Source organism: Saliterribacillus persicus (assembly GCF_003337485.1).
In the GTDB taxonomy this organism is placed as follows: Bacteria; Bacillota; Bacilli; order Bacillales; family Amphibacillaceae; genus Saliterribacillus; species Saliterribacillus persicus.
The window spans coordinates 73,065-86,761 of record NZ_QPJJ01000005.1 but is presented as its reverse complement, the minus strand read 5'-3'; the positions used below and the strand labels follow the sequence as shown (position 1 = coordinate 86,761).

The 13,697-nt window shown below is 34.0% G+C and carries 14 protein-coding genes; 9 read left to right on the top strand and 5 right to left on the bottom strand.

Features of this window, described 5'->3' with window-relative positions; translation table 11 throughout:
* The 4 genes from DFR57_RS07210 to DFR57_RS07195 all read left to right on the top strand — a co-directional run.
* A partial coding sequence (locus tag DFR57_RS07210) for a bactofilin family protein (protein WP_147269775.1) occupies nt 1-325 on the top strand: 325 nt, incomplete at its 5' end.
* 202 nt (nt 326-527) lie between these two features.
* Nucleotides 528-1,097 carry a polymer-forming cytoskeletal protein gene (locus DFR57_RS07205; protein WP_114352468.1) on the top strand — a complete coding sequence of 190 codons (570 nt, stop codon included), beginning with the start codon at nt 528-530 and terminating at the stop codon, nt 1,095-1,097.
* A 119-nt stretch (nt 1,098-1,216) separates the two neighbouring features.
* Complete coding sequence (locus DFR57_RS07200; RefSeq protein ID WP_114352467.1) at nt 1,217-2,929, top strand: APC family permease; 1,713 nt, start codon at nt 1,217-1,219, stop codon at nt 2,927-2,929.
* Between the two features lie 154 nt (nt 2,930-3,083).
* Entirely contained in the window at nt 3,084-3,533 is a 450-nt protein-coding gene (locus DFR57_RS07195; RefSeq protein WP_114352466.1) for a VOC family protein, read from the top strand.
* A gap of 62 nt (nt 3,534-3,595) precedes the next feature.
* On the opposite strand, the gene DFR57_RS07190 is transcribed toward DFR57_RS07195, so the two are convergent.
* The 5 genes from DFR57_RS07190 to DFR57_RS07170 form a co-directional block, all read right to left on the bottom strand.
* Nucleotides 3,596-4,828 carry an MFS transporter gene (locus tag DFR57_RS07190; protein ID WP_114352465.1) on the bottom strand — a complete coding sequence of 411 codons (1,233 nt, stop codon included), beginning with the start codon at nt 4,826-4,828 and terminating at the stop codon, nt 3,596-3,598.
* A 186-nt stretch (nt 4,829-5,014) separates the two neighbouring features.
* Entirely contained in the window at nt 5,015-5,989 is a 975-nt protein-coding gene (locus tag DFR57_RS07185; protein WP_114352464.1) for a polyprenyl synthetase family protein, read from the bottom strand.
* Nucleotides 5,990-5,993: 4 nt separating this feature from the next.
* Nucleotides 5,994-6,536 (bottom strand): Gx transporter family protein, encoded by a 543-nt coding sequence (locus DFR57_RS07180; RefSeq protein WP_114352463.1) that lies wholly within the window; start codon nt 6,534-6,536, stop codon nt 5,994-5,996.
* 25 nt (nt 6,537-6,561) lie between these two features.
* Nucleotides 6,562-6,975 carry a NusG domain II-containing protein gene (locus DFR57_RS07175; protein ID WP_114352462.1) on the bottom strand — a complete coding sequence of 138 codons (414 nt, stop codon included), beginning with the start codon at nt 6,973-6,975 and terminating at the stop codon, nt 6,562-6,564.
* A gap of 56 nt (nt 6,976-7,031) precedes the next feature.
* Nucleotides 7,032-8,900 (bottom strand): FAD-dependent oxidoreductase, encoded by a 1,869-nt coding sequence (locus tag DFR57_RS07170; RefSeq protein WP_114352461.1) that lies wholly within the window; start codon nt 8,898-8,900, stop codon nt 7,032-7,034.
* 330 nt (nt 8,901-9,230) lie between these two features.
* Here DFR57_RS07170 and DFR57_RS07165 point away from each other — a divergent pair, with 330 nt between their 5' ends.
* Genes DFR57_RS07165 through DFR57_RS07145 form a run of 5 tightly spaced genes read left to right on the top strand, consistent with a single transcriptional unit; the run spans nt 9,231 to nt 13,692 of the window.
* A complete protein-coding gene (locus tag DFR57_RS07165) occupies nt 9,231-10,274 on the top strand; it encodes an FAD:protein FMN transferase (protein WP_245937414.1) in 1,044 nt (347 codons plus the stop codon).
* 1 nt (nt 10,275) lies between these two features.
* Entirely contained in the window at nt 10,276-11,220 is a 945-nt protein-coding gene (gene menA, locus DFR57_RS07160; RefSeq protein ID WP_114352459.1) for a 1,4-dihydroxy-2-naphthoate polyprenyltransferase, read from the top strand.
* A 20-nt stretch (nt 11,221-11,240) separates the two neighbouring features.
* On the top strand, nt 11,241-12,068 hold the full coding sequence (locus DFR57_RS07155) for an energy-coupling factor transporter ATPase (protein WP_114352458.1): 828 nt from the start codon (nt 11,241-11,243) through the stop codon (nt 12,066-12,068).
* Nucleotides 12,044-12,901 carry an energy-coupling factor transporter ATPase gene (locus DFR57_RS07150; protein ID WP_245937413.1) on the top strand — a complete coding sequence of 286 codons (858 nt, stop codon included), beginning with the start codon at nt 12,044-12,046 and terminating at the stop codon, nt 12,899-12,901. The genes DFR57_RS07155 and DFR57_RS07150 overlap by 25 nt, the downstream gene beginning before the upstream one ends.
* The gene (locus DFR57_RS07145; protein ID WP_114352457.1) at nt 12,898-13,692 is read left to right on the top strand and encodes an energy-coupling factor transporter transmembrane component T family protein; all 795 of its coding nucleotides are present in this window, start codon (nt 12,898-12,900) and stop codon (nt 13,690-13,692) included. The genes DFR57_RS07150 and DFR57_RS07145 overlap by 4 nt, the downstream gene beginning before the upstream one ends.
* Nucleotides 13,693-13,697: the final 5 nt, after the last annotated feature.

The window sequence follows — 13,697 nt, the reverse complement described above, 5'->3', positions numbered from 1 at the left end:
GAAAGAAGAATTAGTAGTAGCAGGTCAATTCCATGATAAAGATGATCCGGAAGCAGATATTTATCGTAAAATTGCACCATATGAGCAAGATGAAGATCGTAATATTACAGCAAGTTTTACAATTGAAGTACCAAAATTAACAATTGAAAGTGAAAATACAAAGATTCAAGGTGGAACAGTAAAAGGTGATGTAGTAGTAGACGCTGATGGCTTTACATTAGATGAAACAGCTACCATTGATGGGAATTTAACATTCGCAAATGCAGATGTTGAAGCAAATGCCACTGTTGCGGGCGAAGTAACTGGTGAAGTTACAACAGAATAATAAAATCAACGGTCCAGTGAATTTCGGTTCACTGGACTTTGTTTGCATACAAAAATATTATTAATGACCAAATGATACCAATATATAGAAGATAGTTCTTATAATGGAAGGTTTAAATTAAAAATGGGTATTATTATATGTTAAAATAGAAAGTGTGTTAGAAAACACAAAATATAAATACTAGGTATAGGGGGAGTTTTCATTGAAACTTAAACTATTTTTAATTGGATTTTTAGTCATCGGATTATTGGTGGCTTGTGGATCTGATGAAGAAGAATCAGAAGAGCAAACAGATAACAATGCATCTGAAGCAGAAGAAACTGAAACAGAAGAAGAAACGGATGCAGTAAGTACAGCATCCATTGTTACTACTGGTGAAGAATTTAGTGCGGCTGTTGGTGAAGATGGTACATGGATTATAGCAACTTTAAATGATGTTACGGTAGAAGAAGACTTAGTAGTGGCAGGTCAATTCCATAATCAAGACGATCCTGAAGCGGATATTTACCGTAAAATTGCACTTTATGAGCAAGATGATGATCGTAATATTACGGCAAGTTTTACTGTTGAAGTACCAACATTAACTATTCAAAGTGAAAATACGTTAATTCAAGGTGGAACAGTAAAAGGTGATGTAGTTGTAGAGGCGAATGGTTTTACTTTACACGAAACAGCTACCATTGATGGAAATTTAACTTTCGCTAATGCAGATGCAGAAACAAATGCAACTGTTGATGGTGAAGTAACTGGTGAAGTAGCGACAGAAGAATAAAATCAAATAATATTTGGCCCAGTGAATTTCAGTTCACTGGGTTTTGTTTGTTCACAAAAATAAATTGAAACTTCTCTCAATGATAATCGTATAACAATAGTAGAAGGGGGTTTTTTTTCATGATAGGAAGTTTAATTACAACTGCTATTACATCAATATTATATTTACTGTGTTTTGTAGTAATTGTACTTATAACAAAAAAAGGAAAGAATAGAGCGATGAGATTAGGTAGTATTATTTTAGTTATTGGTTTTGTGTTAAGCGGCTTATTGATTTATCTGATAATGCCTGCTATTACAGTTCCAAATATGATACTTGCTAATGTTATACATGCCTTTATCTTTATATCATTATTATTTTTAAGTTTAAATGGTGGCAAGAAGGTAGAAACACGTGTGACAAGGCCAGTGGTATTGATACTAAGTTTAACAGTTCTAGCTGTGCCAGTATTTTTAATTATAGGAGTAGCAACACTAGATGAATCATATAACAGTATTAAAAAACAAGAAATGGAAGTTGCTGAACCATTAACAAAGGATGAAACACCTATTACAGTTTCGCCTGAGTTTGCTCGAAATAAAATTCAAAAAGCAATGAGCGTTGTTCCAAATACACAGTTTTACGACTCAGGAAAACTGCAAGTGCAAAAAATTGGAGACGACATCGTTTTTGTAGCTCCTGTTGAATTTGCAGATTTTTGGAAATATTTAAGAGGAGATACAACAGCAGGATACTTTACTATTTCTGCTACGAATACGAATGCTCAACCAAATTTTAATGAGAGCGAAATGTTGTACACAAATTCTAGTTACTTTAATAAAAATATAAAACGTGTGATTTATGATCAGTATCCTCATTATATTCAAAGCGGAGATGCTCAAATTGAGGTGGATGAGGACGGTAAGCCTTGGTATGTGCAAACTGTTTACCGTCCATTACATGTTACAAACAAGCCAGATCTAAGTGATTTAAAAGTAGTGGTTATTGATCCAGAAGCTAGTGACATGACCATGTATAATGTGGAAGAAGCTCCAGATTTTATCGAAGGATCCATTAGCTCTGAAATGGCTACTACAGAAAATAACTACTTTGGTAAATACATTAATGGTTGGTTAAACTCTGTTTTTGGCAAGCGAGATGTTAAAATTCCGAATGAATCAGGTTCTGAGTCTGGTGTTACTCCGATTTTTGATGAATCTGGAGAAATGTATTATTTTACAGATATGACTTCACCAAAGGAAAATATTGACTCTGCATTAGGGTATACACTTATAAATAGCCGAACTGGAGAGTTAACATATTATAATGGTGAAATAAATAATGCAATCATGGATAGTGAAGGTGCAAATCAAATTGTTAATAAAGAATTCCCAGAGAAGAATTGGGAAGGCTATATGCCCGTACTTTATAATATAGATGGCCATCCTACTTGGGTAGTTAATGTATTGGATCCTAATGGATTATTCAAGCATTACGCTTATATTAAAGCGAATGACTCTGACTTTGTCGTATTTGGTGATACTGCCAATGAAACACTTGATGCCTATCGAATGGCTTTACTTCAAAATCCGGGTAACATTTCTGCTACTGGATATACCCAAACAACAGAAGCATCAGGTACGATTCAAAGAGTATTAGTAACTTCAACTGATGAAGGTCAAATAGTGCAATATTTATTAGAAGAAGATTCTACTATTTATGTGGTGAATGCTAGTAAAGCACCTTATGCTATTTTCTTACAGTCAGGTGACGAAATTCAGGCTCAAGTGCAGCTATTAGAAAATGGTACGGCTACTGTAGAAAGTATAAGTATAGAGGGAATTACAAACTAAGTTTTAGAGTGGAAATTTATTTTCCACTCTTTTTTTCTGTTATTAATGAATGTTTTTTGTTTAAACTGAGAAACAAAACCCATTGGTATAAATAAAGGGATTTAAAAAAGTAGTAGCGAAATAGATAGATATAGTAAAAAAAGGAGGCATTTAAATGAATAGAATAAATTTAATTACCTTAGGTGTAAAAGACATGAAGACATCACTCACTTTTTATCGAGACAGTTTAGGTTTTAGAACATATGAAGAAGAAAATAATCCTGCTGTAGTGTTTTTCGATAACAATGGTACAAAGCTTGCTCTATTTCCTCTTAAAGAGTTAGAGAAAGACATTGGTAAACCATTGGAAGAATCGAAGGAAGCTGGTTTTCCTGGGTTTACCTTAGCATATAATGCTAAATCTTTAGAGGAGGTCGACAGGGTAATGAACCAAGCAAAAGCTGCTGGAGCAGAAATTGTCAAACCTGCCCAAAAGGTCTTCTGGGGTGGTTACAGCGGTTATTTTAAGGATCCAAATGGATACTACTGGGAAGTTGCTTACGGTGAAATGTGGAAATTTGATAAAAATGATATGTTAATAATAGAAGATACTTCAGCTAACTAAATAAAAAACAAATCCTTATAGTGATCAAGGATTTGTTTTTGGAAAAGAGGCAGCGTTTATAGCTATAAAACTCGCTGTTCTTTTTTCATTATAAATAGCATTACAACACAGGCTAATGCGCATAAAAGAGCGGTAATCGCAATAAACAAATACCCGGCTTGCAAACCAATTTGGTTGTTAATTGTAGCATTATCACCAAGTGAAAATCCAGATACCAATTCAATAACATAACCGATCAATAAATTAGTGATTACAGTACCAATTCCTATTAATGAAACTGTGAAAGTGATTGCTGTATCTGTACCATTCGTATAATTTTTTGCTAATAGAGCCATCATGGTGGGATAAATTGGTCCGATCCCGAGTCCGGCTAAAGCAAATAAGAATGTGTAAGCACCACCAGTGAAAATGGGAATAGTAGCACACACAAAAGCGAATATAGAGAAAACAATTATCGATATAGTGTAGCCAAATTTGTCTGTTATTGGACCTAACAGTAGTCTTGCAAGCATAAAGAATAAGAAAAATAGTGATAACATACCTGAAGCATCTCCAAGGGTCATGCTATCCACTTTCACTAGATAATTGACTAGCCAAGCAGCCATACCAAGTTCTGCAGTGACGCCCATAGTTAAGGCAAAGACTATTAACCAAGCTATCGGATCTCTCGTTAAACTTTTAATAGAAGTGCGGTTTTCTTCTTCTGCTGTATCTTTAGGAAACTTACTTAGAAGCACTGGGATAATAGGTAAGAGAGAAAGTGATAACATGATTAAATACATACCATTCCAACCTAGTGTTTCTGTTTGTATCGTCCAGCCCATCATAGAAGCGGCGACAATGGGCGCAACAGTTGATCCTAAACCATAAAAGAAATGAGATAGATTTAACATTGTACCAGTGTTTTTGGTGAAAAGCCTTGCAGCAATAATTGCAAGTCCGATTTCAAGCATTCCATTTCCTATGTATAAAAGAAAATAAGCAACAGTTAATGTTGCAAAATTAGTTGAGAGGTAGATAAACACACCAGATAGTGCCATTAAACTTAGTGTAACTACACTTGTAATTTTCACACCAATCTTGTTAATTAGCCATGATGTATAAAGACAAGCGAGCAAGAAACCGAATGCATTGATTGCTAATAGAATAGCTAGTTTCCCTTCACTAAGTGTAAAATCATTCTGAATTTCAGGAAGAGCAGGGCCTTTTATGTTTTCAGAAACCCCAAAGATCAAGAACCCTCCAAAAATGACGAAAAGCAGTAAATAATAGTTTGTTTTAGCTGTAATTTTCATAAAGTCTGAGCCATCCTTCTTACAATAATTAAATATAATTGTAATCGCTTTTAATATAGATGCAACTTATTTGATTACACCCTTGTAAATTCTATGCTTGCATATCCTTTCAACATAAAAATGAATTCTAGCAATAGGCTAGAATTCATTTTCGTAAGAGTTACAATTATAAAAAAGGTATAAAAATTATAAAGTTCTTTTTAGTAATTTTGTGGTTATGTCGTTTAAAATCTCGCGATATTCCCCTTGTGGAAGCTTATTTAAATGATCAGTTGCTTTTTTGGTATATCGTTTTGCAAGTTCTCTCGCTTTTTCGACTCCATTATATTTTTCAATAAGTTCGGTTAAATATTGTATATCATTTTCGGTTAATGCTTCTTTTTTAGTTAGGATATTATCGAATACTTCAGGATTTTCTCTTCTTGCGTAAATTAGAGGTAACGTGTAAATACCTTGTCTTACATCTGCTAATACAGGTTTACCAACAATTTGTTCCTTTCCAGTATAATCTAATATATCATCCATAATTTGAAATGCCATGCCGATATAATGACCAAAATTCCACGCGATCATTTGCTGTCTTCTAGTTGCCTCGCTAACAAGTGCCCCAGAGTAACAACTAACAGCAAATAATTGTGCTGTTTTTCCAGAAACTCTTGATAAGTAGCTTTTTACAGAAAGAGGAGGTGTAAAACGTGCCTCTAATTGATCTAATTCTCCTGTTAAAATTCTTTCCATACTTTTTGCATTAAATTCTAATTGGCCAAGTGTAGCAGAATGTTGAGATAAAATAGTGAAGCAGACACAAAATAGATAATCACCTGCATAAATGGCATACTTATTATCATTTGTTGCGTGCATAGCTACAACACCATGTCTTTCTTCAGCTTCATCAATTACATCATCATGTACAAGTGTAGCCATGTGTAAAGTTTCTAATGCAGCGCCAATTGCGATTTTATTCTGATCATCTTGTTTTGGACCAATGTTTGCACAAAGGAGAGCGAATGCCGGTCTTAATTTTTTGCCTCCTGCTTGTGTAACTCGCTTAATTGTTGCTTCAACTTTTTTATTTTTCACACGAATACTTTTATTTATCAATTCTTCTACAAGTTTTAAATCATTTTTTAATAATGGATAGGGTTCCCAGAGTTTATGCATGAATTTAACCCCTTTCTACCTGGAATGTTTGTAAATCTTTATAATAATTTAATCGATTAACATGTGTTAGGATATAATTTGCAGCTATACCAATGGCAATACCGGATAGAATACCAATCATGGATAAGACAGGTAGGTATAACATTACTGTCCATGTATTAGCAACCATACTAGCTATTAATAATTGCCCGACATTGTGAAGTACAGCTCCGACTACACTAACACCGATGATGCTAATTTTATTACCACCTATTTTTTTCATTAGAACCATACCAATAAAACTTAACAGGGCACCTGCACCGCTGTACATTAGGGTGGAAATTGTCCCTCCTAAAAGAGAAGCAAGTGTAATTCGAATTCCAATAACGTGCATTGTATCTTTTGTGCTAAGAGTATAAAGCGCCATAATCGTAATCATGTTTGCTAATCCTAGCTTTGCTCCTGGTGCAACTGCGAAAGGAAAGGGAATGGCTCTTTCTAGCAAACTAATAATTACGGCTTGTGAAGCAAGTAAAGCAATAAAAACTAGCCGTTGATTATTGGTCATTTTCCTCATCCTTTCGCTAATGTCTTTACGAGCTGATTAATAATTCTTCATGATGATTTTCTGCTTGTATTTCAATTACCACTTTGTGAGGAATACAAACGATTGTTTCTCCTGGATTTTCTATAAAACTTGTCAAAATACATACTTGGTCAGGACAAGTAGCAGAGCGAATACGAATTTTTTCATCAATGATTTCAACTGTATTTATATCACCATCATCAGCTACTATTTCAAAACTTTGAGTTCCTCTATTGCCAGTTAAAGTGATTGTCTCAATTATTTCATTATCCATCTTTACGACTGCAATTTTAGTAGCGTCATCTGAAACGGAAGCTTGCACATAGGTAAAAATAGCTAAAGGCAAGAAAGAAAGCAAAAATAAAAGGATTACGATTATCATATCGCCCCGGCGCATTATTTTTATTAATTGTCGAAGCATGCTTTCCCTCCTATCTTTAACTAGTTTTATAGAAGGGGGGAACTCCCCCCTTAACATTATTTATCTTTATATATTGCTTTTTCTTTACCGTACCAGAATCTACCAGCTTTTTGTTGTAAGAACGGAACAACCCAGTAATCTAAACCAAATGTACGGCCAGAACCATTCATTAACGCGATAGAAGCAGGAAGAGCCCATAATTTATCCCAACCTAACATCGCGGAAAGAGTAAACATTACAAGGAATCCAGCACTTGCAATACTTGCTAACCAAGTAAATAATCCACCAATGATTGCTAAACCTAGACCTAATTCTACGAATACCATGAATTTTTGCATAAATACTGCCATTTCAGGCGTAGGTAACATTATTTGCATAAACCATTCAAATATTCCTGGCATTTTACTTAAAACAGGTGTTGCCCATTCTGTTGCTTCTGCAGCTTCACTCGCACCACTTGTTTCTGATTGTAACCACTCAAAAGGCATTCTTACAGTCGAACCTACTAACCATGAACCTTCACCAAGACCATCAAATAATTTTGGTAGATTGCTAAAACTAGAGGTCGCTTCGGTCCAAGTATCTTTACCCCAAATCTTCATACCAGCTTCTACTAACCAAAAACCACCAACGAATAATCGTAATGGAACACTCCACAATACATTTCCATATCTAGTAGTGAAGTTACGGAAGATATTTCTTTTATCTTTTGTATGGAAAAATTCGTGCATCACATATTGGAACATATAATAGCCACTTCTAATTCCGAAGAAATAATAAAGGTTTACCATGTGTTTCATGAATATAGCTAACCAACCACTTAGGCGTAATCCACTAAGATTAGCAACTCCATATCTTGCACCAATCGAAACCATAAAGCCATGATATTTACCTTCATAAGCCTCTTTTTCACCACCACTTATAGAAGCAATAATACTTTTTGCAGCTGTTGTACCAGTTTGTTCAGCTGCTTCTACAATTTGAGGTGTAGGTTTTCCTGGTTCTTCTTCATAATAAGCTAAGTCCCCAATTACGTAAACATCTTCTAGGTCTTCAGATTCCATAAATTTATTAACCTTTAAACGTCCAGCTCTTGCACTAGACATACCGTAATCCTCTGTATCTGAATTAGCTTTTACGCCTGCTGTCCATATAAGGGTATGTGTTGGAATTTCTTCACCTGATTTAAGAATAATCCGATCAGCTTTAACTTCTACGATTGGAGAATTCTTTAATAGTTTAATACCTTTCTTTTCCATGTATTTCTCAGCTTTATCTGCATCTTTTCTATCTAACATATTTAAGATAGTTGGTGCTGCTTCAATAACATAAAGTGTGATGTCTTCTTCATCTAATTTATTATCTTTTGCTAAACGGCCTTTCCATTCCATTAATTCACCGGCCATTTCAATTCCAGTGAACCCTGATCCACAGACGGTGAACGTTAGCATTGCTTTTCTGATTTTTTCATCATGTTCTTGCGCTGCTTTATGAACCATATTTTCAATATGTTCACGAAGAAGAACAGCATCTTCAAAAGACCATAATGTATAGGCATTTTCTTTTACTCCAGGAGTGCCAAAATCATTTGGTTCTCCACCCATACCTAAAATTAAATAATCAAAAGCATATTCACCATGTTCCGTTATTACTACTTTTTTGTTATGATTAACATTTGTTACATTATCTGTAACAAGGTTAACTTTTGTGCGATTAAATAGTTTTCGTAGATCAAATTGAATCGCATCAGGCTCCACTCGATGTGCAGCTACTTCATGTAATTCTGTCATCATCGTATGATAAGAATGTCGATCTATTAATGTAATAGAAACAGAGTCATCCTTTTTATATTTCTTTGCTAGTTTTTTAGCTGCATGAACACCAGCATAACCAGCACCAATAATGACAATATTTTTCTGTGCCATCTGTACCACTCCCCATTTTATATACTATTAAGTATGTTTTGCTCAACTATTCACATGAAGTGACGATATTGTAAAGCGTTGAGCAACTTTCTTAACATTATTGTATCGTAAGAGAAAAAGACTGTCTAGGAATTTTGGAGATAAAAAATATTAATTTGTGTTTTTGTTCACGAAAAATTAACAATACTTTTTAAACGGAAATATTTGAAAAGTTTTCATATTTGCTTTATAGACATGAGAAAAGTTCCATGCTATACTAAACCTGTGAAATACTTCACAATATAAAAAGTATATTAAATTATAAAGGTAAAATAAGAAAGGATGACTCATATGAAAAAAATACTCGCAATTATCCTTTTTTCTTCTATAATAATAGTTGGATGTAATGGAACTACTGGAGAAGAAGAGGTAAGCACTCAACCATTTAAACAAACTGAATTTTTACTAGGTACCGTTGTAACGGTAAAGATCTATGACGAAGATAAAGAAGCTGTATTACAAGAAGCTTTTACATTAATGGAGGAATTAGAAGCGAAAATTTCTACTTCTATAGAAGATTCTGAAATTAATAAAATTAATCAACAGGCTGGGAAAGAAGCGGTGAAAGTATCCGAAGAAGTATTTAATCTGATTGAATCAGGAAAAGCATACAGTGAGAAAGCAAATGGATCTTTTGACATTACGATAGGACCGTTGACTTCTCTTTGGCACATTGGCTATGAAGATGCAAAAAAGCCTGATCAAAGCGAAATTACAGAGATTTTAAGTTATATAGATTACGAGAAAATTGAGATGAACGAAGACAACCAAACTATTTATCTGGAGCAGGAAAACATGCAGTTAGACTTAGGTGCGATTGCTAAAGGTTTTATTGCTGATAGAATTAATGAATTGTTCGAAGAAAAAGAGGTAAGCACTGGAATCATTGATTTAGGTGGAAATATATACGTTCGTGGGGAACATCCGAGACAAGACAATTGGACGATTGGTATCCAAAACCCTTTTGAAGGCAGAGGAGAATTGGTAGGTAAGGTAACAGGTGAGAATATATCCGTCGTAACATCTGGAATATATGAGCGCTATCTTGAAGTAGATGGGAAACAATATCATCACTTATTAAACCCAATTGATGGCTATCCTTTTGATAACGAAATTGCTGGGGTTACTATTATTAGTGAAAAATCAATTGATGGAGATGCTCTTTCAACACTAGTTTTCTCGAAAGGACTTGAAGGAGGTTTACAAGCGATAGAGGAAATGGATGATATTGATGTAATCATTGTAACGAAGGATAAAGAGGTTTATTTATCTGAAGGTTTCACAAACTTTGAGCTCACCAATGAGGATTTTGTTCTAATGGAAGGAGTAGAGTGAAATGAAAATATCTGATTTTCTTAAATTGGTAGAAATCCAGACTAAAATTGCTAGTTTCTTCCCTTTTGTAATCGGGGTATTATTTGTAGTTTATCATTATCAGGTTTTTCGACCGATGCACACACTTTTATTTTTCGTCGCTATGCTTCTATTTGATTTAACGACCACAGCTATTAATAATTATATGGATTATCGAAAAGCGATGAGTAAAGAATATAGAGAGACTAGTAATATTATTGGTCAGAAAGGGCTTTCAGAAAAAGTTGTTATATCTATTATTATCATTATGTTAGCAATTGCAACAGCACTTGGTTTGTGGTTAGTTGTATTGACAGATTTGATCGTATTATTAATCGGAATGCTATGTTTTGGAATTGGAATCTTTTATACATTCGGTCCTATTCCACTCTCAAGAATGCCTTTAGGAGAAGTGTTCTCTGGTGTTACAATGGGGTTTGGAATCATTTTTCTAACTATATATATAAATGCATTTGATCAAGGCATTGCACAATTATCAGTAGAAGGCAGTATGATTTTATTTCAATTAGATATTTTAAATGTATTAGCAATATTACTTATATCTTTACCTTGTGTTTTTACTATAGCGGGAATAATGCTGGCCAATAATATTTGCGATTTGGAAGAGGATATTCAAAATAAAAGATTTACTTTGCCGTATTATATCGGAAAAAATAATGCAATTAAACTTTTTGATATACTTTATATTGCAACCTTTATATCGTTTATAGCTGCAGTAGCTATCGGATTACTCCCAAGGATTTTACTGCTAGTATTATTGATTATCGTACCAGTCTATAAACAATTGAAAAAATTTCATAAAAGACAAAAAAAAGCAGAAACGTTTGTTGTATCTATTCGCAACCTTGTCATGATTAATGGCACTTTTGCTACAATCTTATTGTTATCATTGATAATTGGAATATAAATTTAATCGGAGGGTGGAAGATGGTAGAAGCTATAGTTTCAGTTCAAGATATAACTTTTCGCTATGATATAAGAATGAAAAAAACTACTATCCACAACCTCAGTTTTAATGCTTCAGAAGGAGAATGGCTTGCTATTATAGGGCCCAATGGATCAGGGAAATCCACACTTGCTAAGCTTTTGGTAGGGTTGCATGAGCTGGAGTCTGGAAGTATTCGAATAAATGGAGAAGTATTATCGGAAGAAAATAAAAATAGTATCAGGGAAGACATTGCTATTGTTTTTCAGAACCCAGAAAACCAATTCATAGGAACTTCTGTTGAAGATGATGTGGCCTTTAGTTTAGAAAATCAAAATATGAAGCGATCATTTATGAGAAAAAGGGTGAAAGAAGCATTACTTAAAGTAGATTTATGGGAAGAACGTAAGACAGATCCCGCACGTTTGTCAGGCGGACAAAAGCAAAGGGTAGCTCTTGCCGGGGTATTAGCACAAAAGCCAAGAGTGTTAATATTGGATGAAGCATTTGTCATGATCGATCCATTTAGCCGGCACACTATCCTACAATTATTAAAAAAATTACAGGAAGAAGAGAAGCTGACAATTCTTGCTATTACCCATGATCATCACGAGGTAGAAATTGCTGATAGAGTGCTAATAATAGAGGACGGTATGGTTAAATCAGAAAGCACGCCTCAACAACTGTTTGCGACTAGTGATTTAATCGAACTACCAATAACAGAAAAAATAAGAAGGCATTTAAGGGAGAAGGGTAAACCTGTACCTGAAAATTATTTATCCAAGGAAAAGTTGGTGAATTGGCTATGCAAATTGAGTTTAAAAGTGTAAGTGCAGATTACCAACTAGGTCCAATAAAATCAAAAAATGTTTTAAAAGATGTAAATCTAAAAATTAAAACAAATAGAGTGACCGTAATTATCGGAAAAACTGGTTCTGGAAAATCGACATTATTAAAATTAATGAATGGATTAATTTTGCCGACTTCTGGTGAGGTGAAAATAGACGAACACGTTATTCATTCAAAAGTTAACAAACAAACATTAAAAAACATTCGAGCTGATCTTGGAATGGTTTTTCAGTTTCCTGAAGCACAGTTATTTGCAGAGACGGTGTTAGATGATATTATGTTTGGCCCACTTAATTTTGGCGATACACAGGAATCAGCAAAAGAAAAAGCCAAAGAAGTGATTACACAAGTTGGCTTATCTGAATCCATTTTCACAAAATCTCCGCTTGAACTATCAGGGGGGCAAAAAAGAAGAGTAGCAATTGCTGGTGTTTTAGCAACACATCCAAAATCACTTATCCTAGATGAACCAGGTGCTGGCTTAGATCCGAGTAGCAAAAAAAAAATATTAGATTTTCTAAAAAGCTGGCAAATAAGAAAAAATGCTACTATGGTAATGGTTACACATGATATAGAAGAGGTTGTAAATTACGCAGATGATTTAATAGTAATGAAAAATGGGGAAATTATATTTCATGATTCCGTTTACTCTATTCTTTCTAATTTAAGTCCGGATAATCAGTGGGGTATCGCTTTACCAGAAGCTAGATTATTACAACTAGAGCTTGAAAAAAAGCTTGGATTTAAATTTGATAAAATTTGTTTAACGGCTAACCAATTAGCCGAGCAAATTGAAAGGAAGGGGTTGGCATGAAAAACCTTTTATTAGGTAGATATATAGCCCTTTCTTCTATTATTCATCGCTTAGACCCTCGTTTAAAATTAGTTGTTACTCTATTATTTATAGCTTCTGTTTTACTGATTAATAATTGGGAAACCCTTATATTTCTTATTGTTATAACCTTTATTTTAATGAAGTTATCACAAATTGGCTTCAAAATATATCTAAAGGGAATAAAGCCATTAATTTATTTAATTCTATTTACAGTGGTCCTGCAAGTATTATTTAAGGCTGGTGGAGAGATATATGTAGAATGGGGAATTATTAAAATTTCATCCTATGGGATAGAGCATGGTATTTTTGTTTTTTTTCGTTTTGTATTAATTATAATCTTATCTACCATTCTTACGTTAACTACAAAACCCATTCAAATAACAGATGCGATTTACTTTTTGCTGAAGCCTTTAAAATTATTTAAAGCACCCATCGAAGACATTACATTAATGTTGTCGATTGCACTAAGATTTATACCGACATTATTAGATGAGACGGAAAGAGTGATGCAAGCGCAAATGGCACGAGGAGTAACATTTGGGGAAGGAAATCTCCTGAAACAAATGCAATCACTCACACCTATCTTTTTACCGTTATTCGCAAATTCTTTAAATCGAGCAGAAGAAATGGCTAATGGACTAGAAGTAAGAGGTTATCAGGTAGGGAAAAAAAGAACATCATATCGTTCTCTTATATTTGCAAAAAAAGATGGAGTTGCGTTTTTCCTAATGATAATTGTCATCGTTATTTTATTTTTTTTAAGAGCGTAAAAAAG